We start from the raw sequence: 6,759 nt of genomic DNA, 5'->3' as shown, positions 1-6,759 counted from the left end.
CGGCCATAAAATCACCGCCCACCAGGAAGGCGGTGGGCATCGGGCGCCCCTGTAAAGCGTCAAGCCAGGCCCCTACCTGCTCTTCCGTCTCTCTGGCGCTAAAGTTGGCGACGCTGATGAGATCCCGGCTGGCGGTAAAGCGCAGATTGCGCGCGCGCCATGCTTCCTGGATCCCGCCCAGCCGCAGCTCCATGGTATAGCGGCGCAGGCACATCACGTTCATCACCGCCCGATGGCCCATATCAAACAGATAGCGGGCGGCGCACTGGCCAATCAGACGATGGTCGGGGGCAATGGACGGCAGCCGCATCCCTTCATCCCGACAGTTGATCAATACGCAGGGTTTGCCCACATCCGCCGCCAGGCCATGAATATGCGGATCGTCGATCCCCAGCAGCACCGCGGCCTGGGTCTCCGCTTCGTTCATGCGGGCAAGAAACAGATTGGCGTCGCTGTCGTTCTCGTCCAGTGCGCAGTAGCGCAGGCGCACTTCATGCGCCGCCAGCGCGTTATTGATGCTCTGGATCACCCGGTAGTAGAAGATATCCGATCGCTCATCGAAGGCGCGCTGCGGAGCAAACACCAGCAGATTATTGAGCAGCAGACGCCCGGCGGCCAGTCCCTGCATGACCCCCAGCTCGCGGGCGCACTCCAGCACCGCCCGGCGCGCCTTATCGCTGGTATTCGCCTTTCCGGCCAGGACGCGCGAAACGGTGCTGGCCGACAGCCCGGTGCGGGCGGCGATTTCGGCGACGCGCAGCTTTTTATCCATTTTGTGATCCAGCTCCGATTGGAAAATGAAAGAATTTTCATAATCGCCAAAGCGCTTCCTGTAAGCAAATGACAGAGCGAAATTTGAGATCTCGGTCATTTCATGAAAAAAGTTGCATAAATAGCACTTTGCCCGACGTTTTTTCTCCCTTAGCCTGAATTGGTCCAACATCTCCCATACTAGTTATACCAATGATGTTGAGATAAAAAATAGACTATTCAAATAGTTAAAAAAACTATGTGACCACTCAGGGAAAGAGGCCGTCACTTTCCCCCTACAACGTCTTGTGGAGTGTGCTATGAGTCAAGGCCTCAACAATGATATCGCGGTCAGTAAAACGCGCCGGGTGGTAAAAAACCTGCGCTGGTGGGTGCTGGTCCTGTTTTTACTCGGCGTCACCGTCAACTACATCACACGTAACTCGCTGGGGATTATCGCCCCGGAACTGAAAGCGACGCTCGGTATTACCACCGAACAATATTCCTGGATCGTCGGCGCGTTTCAGCTGGCTTACACGATTTTCCAGCCGCTCTGTGGCTGGCTTATCGACGTCATCGGCCTGAAGCTCGGGTTTATGATCTGCGCTACCCTGTGGGCGCTGGCCTGTATCGCCCACGCCGGGGCTGGCAGCTGGCTGCACCTGGCTATGTTGCGCTTCTTTATGGGCGGCGCCGAGGCGGCCGCCACGCCGGCGAACGCCAAAACCATCGGCGAGTGGTTCCCGAAATCTGAACGGCCAATCGCCGCCGGCTGGGCTGGCGTCGGCTTCTCTATCGGCGCAATGCTGGCCCCGCCAATTATCTACTTCGCCCACGCCTCCTTCGGCTGGCAGGGGGCGTTTATGTTTACCGGCGCGCTGGCGCTGCTGTGGGTGGTGCTGTGGTGGGCTTTCTATCAGAACCCGGAAAAGCACCCGAACCTCAGCAAAAGCGAGCTGGAGTACATCAAGCAGGATAACGAAGCCCCGCCGGTGAAACAGCCCTTCTTTACCGCGCTCAAAACCGTCTCGAAGAATAAACGTTTCTATGGGATCGCCATCCCCGCCTTTATGGCCGAGCCTGCCTGGGCGGTACTGAGCTTCTGGGTGCCGCTGTACCTGGCGAAAGAGCACGGCATGGATCTGAAGCAGATCGCGATGTTCGCCTGGCTGCCGTTCCTCGCCGCCGATCTTGGCAGCGTGGTCAGCGGCTATCTCACCCGCCTGTACGTTCGCTGGTTCGGCTGCACGCGAGTCAACTCGGTTATCGCCAGCTCGGTAACCGGCGCGTTTCTGATGATCTCGCTGGCCCTGGTCGCCATTACTCGCGATCCCTATATCACCATCATCCTGATCTCCATTGGTGGTTTCGGCCATCAGATCATCTCCTGCATGCTCAGCGCGCTGGTGGTGGAATCTTTCGACAAGGGACAAATGGCGACGGTCAACGGTATGCGCGGTTCCGCGGCGTGGATCGCCAGCTTCCTGTTCTCATTATTAATCGGGGTGACCGCCGACAAAATTGGCTTCAACCCGCTGTTTATCGCCATGGGTTTCTTTGACCTGATTGGCGCCGTTTTCCTGGTGGCATTTATTGCTGAACGTCGCGCCAAGCGCGCCTGAGAGTGGATGTAAAATATGAAGACGTTGAAACACTGGAGTTTGCACCAACAGCTGGAGCATCACGTTGAACTGACCGTTGATGGTCAGCACACTTTGTGTCTGTATGTGCTGGAAGAGAATTTATTCCGCGTCTTGCTGAAGCGCCAGGGCCAACTGGCGCTGGATCGCACCTGGAGTATCGCCCCGCAGCAGGATGTGCCGTGGGAAGGCCGCGCGCGGGATGACCTCAGCGGTTTTAGCCTCCCGGCCTGGCAGATGACCAAAGAAGATGACGCGCTGACCATCGCCACCCGCCAGCTGCGCGTCACCGTCCACCAGCCGCTATGGCTGGAGTGGAGCTATCGCGACGACGCCGGCGAGTGGCAGACGCTCGCCAGTGACCGCCCCACCAGCGCCTATCTGGCAAACGCTCACGGCGACGGCGTCGCCCATTATCTGAGCCGCCGCAAAGATGAGCGTTTCTACGGGCTGGGTGAAAAAGCCGGCGACCTGCAGCGTAACGGCAAACGCTATGAAATGCGTAACCTCGATGCCATGGGCTACAACGCCGTCAGCACCGACCCGCTGTATAAACATATTCCGTTTACCATCACCCAGCGCAGCGATATCAGCTACGGCCTGTTCTATGACAACCTGAGCAGCTGCTGGCTGGATCTGGGCAATGAAATCGACAACTACCACACCGCCTATCGCCGCTGGCAGGCGGAGGCCGGCGATATCGATTATTACCTGTTTACCGGTAAACAGGTGCTGGATGTGACCAAAGCCTTCGTCCGCCTGACCGGTAAAACCCTGTTCGGGCCAAAATGGAGCCTCGGCTACAGCGGCTCCACCATGCACTACACCGACGCGCCGGATGCGCAAAATCAGCTGATGAACTTCATCCGCCTGTGCGAGCAGCACGCGATCCCTTGCGACTCGTTCCAGCTCTCTTCCGGCTATACCTCGATCAACGGCAAGCGCTACGTCTTTAACTGGAACTACGACAAGGTGCCGCAGCCAAAAGTGATGAGCCAGTCGTTCCATGATGCCGGGCTGAAGCTGGCCGCCAATATCAAACCCTGCCTGCTGCAGGATCATCCGCGCTATGGCGAAGTGGCGGAGCGCGGTCTTTTTATTCGCGATTCGCAAACCGACGCGCCGGAGCGCTCCAGCTTCTGGGATGATGAAGGGTCGCATCTCGACTTCACCAACCCGCACACCGTGGCCTGGTGGCAGGAAGGCGTGACCACCCAGCTACTGGAGATGGGTATCGATTCGACCTGGAACGATAATAACGAGTATGAGGTGTGGGACGGCGAGGCGCGCTGCTACGGCTTTGGCCGCGAAATCGCCATTAAACATATTCGCCCGGTGATGCCGTTGCTGATGATGCGCGCCTCCATGGAAGCCCAGCAGCGCTTTGCGCCGCAAAAGCGCCCGTATCTGATCTCCCGCTCCGGCTGCGCCGGGATGCAGCGCTACGTACAGACCTGGAGCGGCGACAACCGCACCAACTGGGATACGCTGCGCTATAACACCCGTATGGGATTAGGGATGAGTCTTTCCGGCTTGTTTAACGTCGGCCATGACGTCGGCGGTTTCTCCGGCGATAAACCCGAGCCGGAGCTGTTCGTGCGCTGGGTACAAAACGGCGTGATGCATCCGCGCTTTACCATTCACTCGTGGAATGACGACCAGACGGTCAATGAAGCCTGGATGTACCCGGAAATCACCCCGGCGATCCGCTCAGCCATCGAGCTGCGCTACCGTCTGCTGCCCTATTTGTACACCCTGTTATGGCAGGCGCATGCCGATGACGAACCCATGCTGCGCCCGACCTTCCTCGATCACCAGCACGATACCCAGACCTTCGCCGAGTGCGATGACTTCCTGCTGGGTCGCGATCTGCTGGTGGCCAGCGTGGTCGAGCCCGGCGCCCGTCAACGCCAGCTGTGGCTGCCCGATAATCAGGACGGCTGGTACGATTTTTACAGCCACCAGTGGTTCGCCGGCGGCCAGTGGGTGACGCTGGACGCGCCGCTGGAAAAACTGCCGCTGCTGGTCCGCGCCGGCGCCGGTCTGCCGCTTAGTGAACGTATCAGCCACGTCGATGCGCAAAAAGACGATCGTCGCGAACTGCAGTTGTTCCCGCTGAAAGGTACCGGCTCAACCCGCGGTCTGCTGTTTGAAGACGACGGCGAAAGCTGGGGCTATAAAGAGGGGGATGCGCTATGGCTGGAGTGGGAAATGATCTGCAGCGCCAACAGCATAAACCTGAATATCAACGCTCGCGGCAGCTACCGTCCGGCGTGGAAAGCGCTGAAGCTGTCATTACCGGCGGGAGAAAAGCGCAAGCTGCTGGTGAATGGCGTTGAAGGGACCGAGTGGAGGCGCTAAGCGATATGCCGGGCGGCGGCTTACGCCTTGCCCGGCCTGGATTTTATGATGTTCCCGGATTGCGCTACGCTAATCCGGGCTACAAACGGGTGGCCTCAAAATCCCCGGTGGCGCTACCGCTTACCGGGGCTACAGCACTGTGCGGTTTGGTAGCCCGGGTAACGGACAGTTTCAGTAACCATGGGTACAAGATAGAGCTCTTAAGCTCACAATGGCACGGACCGTAGGCCGGATAAGGCGCAGCCGCCATCCGGCGCGAAAGTGGCTCTTTACCCGCAGTTATTGCCCGGCGGCGCTACGCTTGCGCGGGCCTACAGATCACATGCCAGGCGTAGCCCGGGTAAGGCGTAGCCGCTACCCGGGTAACGGACAGGGATTACTCGATACCTTTGCTGCGCAGGTAGTCTTCGTAGTTACCGCTGAAATCGATCACGCGTTCTGGGGTGATCTCCAGGACGCGGGTCGCCAGCGAGCTGACGAACTCGCGGTCGTGAGAAACGAAGATCAGGGTGCCCTGATACATCTCCAGCGCCATGTTCAGCGATTCGATCGATTCCATATCCAGGTGGTTGGTCGGTTCGTCCATGATCAGGATGTTTGGCTTCTGCATCATCAGCTTACCGAACAGCATGCGCCCTTTCTCACCACCAGAAAGGACTTTCGCCGGCTTTTTGATATCGTCCTGGCTAAACAACAGACGGCCGAGGATACTGCGTACCGCCTGCTCGTCGTCGCTTTCCTGCTTCCACTGGCTCATCCACTCGAAGACCGTCAGGTCGTTTTCGAACTCGTACTCATGATCCTGCGCGTAGTAACCAATTTGCGCGTTTTCAGACCATTTCACGGTGCCGTTGTCCGGCTGCAGTTCGCCTACCAGAGTTTTCAGCATGGTGGATTTACCCACGCCATTGGCGCCCAGAATGGCAATCTTCTCGCCCACTTCCAGCAACAGGTTGACCTTTTTGAACAGCGGACCTTCATCAAAGCCTTTGGTAAGGGCTTCCACTTCCAGCGCGTTACGGAACAGTTTCTTGTCCTGTTCGAAGCGGATAAACGGGTTCTGACGGCTGGAGGCTTTAACCTCTTCCAGCTTGATTTTGTCAATCTGGCGCGCGCGCGAGGTGGCCTGACGTGATTTAGAAGCGTTGGCGCTAAAGCGGCTAACGAAGGACTGCAGGTCCGCAATCTGCGCTTTTTTCTTGGCGTTGTCCGCCAGCAGACGCTCACGCGCCTGGGTGGCCGCGGTCATGTATTCGTCGTAGTTGCCCGGATAGACGCGCAGCTCGCCGTAGTCGAGGTCCGCCATGTGGGTGCAGACCATGTTCAGGAAGTGACGGTCGTGCGAGATGATGATCATGGTGCTGTCGCGATCGTTCAGCGTCTGCTCCAGCCAGCGGATGGTGTCGATGTCCAGGTTGTTCGTCGGTTCGTCGAGCAGCAGGATATCCGGATTGGAGAACAGCGCCTGCGCCAGCAGGACGCGCAGTTTCCAGCCCGGCGCGACTTCGCTCATCGGGCCGTAATGCTGTTCAACCGGAATGCCGACGCCGAGCAGCAGTTCGCCGGCGCGCGCTTCGGCGGAGTAACCGTCCATCTCGCCGTATTTGACTTCCAGGTCGGCCACTTTATAGCCGTCTTCCTCGCTCATTTCGGGCAGCGCGTAGATGCGATCGCGCTCTTGCTTCACTTCCCACAGCTCGCCGTGGCCCATGATAACCGTATCCAGCACGGTGAATGCTTCGAAGGCGAACTGATCCTGGCGCAGCTTACCGATACGCTCGTTCGGGTCGAGAGAAACGTTGCCCAGCGTCGGCTCGAGATCGCCGCCGAGGATCTTCATAAAGGTCGATTTACCGCTGCCGTTGGCGCCGATCAGACCATAACGGTTGCCGCCGCCAAATTTAACGGAGATATTTTCGAACAGCGGCTTACTGCCAAACTGCATGGTAACGTTGCTGGATACTAGCACGGGGATATCCTGAAAAAAGAGAATGAGGGGTGTGACACA

Annotated in this window: 4 protein-coding genes; 2 read left to right on the top strand and 2 right to left on the bottom strand. The window is 58.3% G+C overall.

What is annotated here, in order from left to right; translation table 11 throughout:
* Positions 1 to 772: LacI family DNA-binding transcriptional regulator (locus CW267_RS23090; protein ID WP_101148659.1), on the bottom strand; the 772-nt coding region annotated here is incomplete at its 3' end.
* Between the two features lie 298 nt (positions 773 to 1,070).
* On the opposite strand from CW267_RS23090, the gene CW267_RS23085 reads away from it, so the two are divergent.
* The gene (locus CW267_RS23085) at positions 1,071 to 2,372 is read left to right on the top strand and encodes an MFS transporter (RefSeq protein WP_012968650.1); all 1,302 of its coding nucleotides are present in this window, start codon (positions 1,071 to 1,073) and stop codon (positions 2,370 to 2,372) included.
* A 15-nt stretch (positions 2,373 to 2,387) separates the two neighbouring features.
* On the top strand, positions 2,388 to 4,751 hold the full coding sequence (locus CW267_RS23080) for a glycoside hydrolase family 31 protein (RefSeq protein WP_023322261.1): 2,364 nt from the start codon (positions 2,388 to 2,390) through the stop codon (positions 4,749 to 4,751).
* 376 nt (positions 4,752 to 5,127) lie between these two features.
* On the opposite strand, the gene CW267_RS23070 is transcribed toward CW267_RS23080, so the two are convergent.
* On the bottom strand, positions 5,128 to 6,720 hold the full coding sequence (locus tag CW267_RS23070; protein WP_008805786.1) for an ABC-F family ATPase: 1,593 nt from the start codon (positions 6,718 to 6,720) through the stop codon (positions 5,128 to 5,130).
* Positions 6,721 to 6,759 lie beyond the last annotated feature (39 nt).

It is taken from the genome of Klebsiella sp. X1-16S-Nf21 (assembly GCF_002837615.1).
GTDB lineage: Bacteria > Pseudomonadota > Gammaproteobacteria > Enterobacterales > Enterobacteriaceae > Klebsiella > Klebsiella variicola.
The sequence above is the reverse complement of the archived record's forward strand: the minus strand, read 5'-3'. Positions and strand labels throughout refer to the sequence as shown.

Excerpts from the sequence above, each read along its gene's own strand:
- CW267_RS23080 (WP_023322261.1), top strand. The coding sequence starts at position 2,388 with ATGAAGACGTTGAAACACTGGAGTTTGCACCAACAGCTGGAGCATCAC.
- CW267_RS23085 (WP_012968650.1), top strand. The coding sequence starts at position 1,071 with ATGAGTCAAGGCCTCAACAATGATATCGCGGTCAGTAAAACGCGCCGG.